The sequence below is a fragment of the Streptomyces sp. GbtcB6 genome, from assembly GCF_019091475.1.
Lineage (GTDB): Bacteria > Actinomycetota > Actinomycetes > Streptomycetales > Streptomycetaceae > Streptomyces > Streptomyces hyaluromycini.
This window is the reverse complement of record NZ_JAGXJL010000180.1, coordinates 1-699: the sequence shown is the minus strand read 5'-3', so window position 1 is coordinate 699 and position 699 is coordinate 1. Positions and strand designations below refer to the sequence as shown.

The window sequence follows — 699 nt, the reverse complement described above, 5'->3', positions numbered from 1 at the left end:
ATGCTCGCGGGCATGCGCACCGCCATGCGAGCCGTCAACCACATGCCTCGGGTCAAGCGCCGGATGGCCGCTGCCGAACAGGCGCTGCGGGGGCACGACCGCGACGAGTGAGCCGCTTCCCGCCACAGGACCACCCGGACCCACGAGCCCCAATACGGGCAGCACCGGAGGCAGTGGGTCTGGCCGCGGCGGGCGGCAGGCCGGGTGTCACGGACAGCGGTGCCGCAGACCTTCAGCGCCGGGGTGTGAGGTCTCGGAAGCAGGCTTCGATCCGACACGCCGGTGCCGCCCCCAGCCGTCCGTTCCGGCGACATCAGCTCGATCCGGCCGGTTTCCTAGCCGACCAATACCGTGGCCAGCCGTTCGTCGATCAGGGGCGCGGCCAGCCGGTAGATCCCCGCTGGGGACCGACCCGCTCCCCAGCACCAAACCCGATACCGCAGAGAGAAGGAGCCCGCCGAATGGCCACCGGTCAGGGAACACCGATACAGACCCAGGATGACGATTTCGTTCCGCTGGTCACCGGCCGGGCCCGGTCGATCGCGCTAGTTGTGGTGCTGCTGGCCATGTTCATGGACCTGCTGGACAACACCATCATCAACGTCGCCCTGCCGTCCATACACACCGACCTGGGCGGAGCGTACTCCAGCGTCCAGTGGATCGCCGCCGGCTACACCTTGGCCTTCGCCGTCGCACTGA

The 699-nt window shown here is 68.7% G+C and carries 1 pseudogene; it reads left to right on the top strand.

From position 1 onward, the window contains the following. Positions 1–461: 461 nt before the first annotated feature. Positions 462–699 (top strand): annotated as a pseudogene (locus KVT45_RS55080) (MFS transporter); the annotation flags it as partial.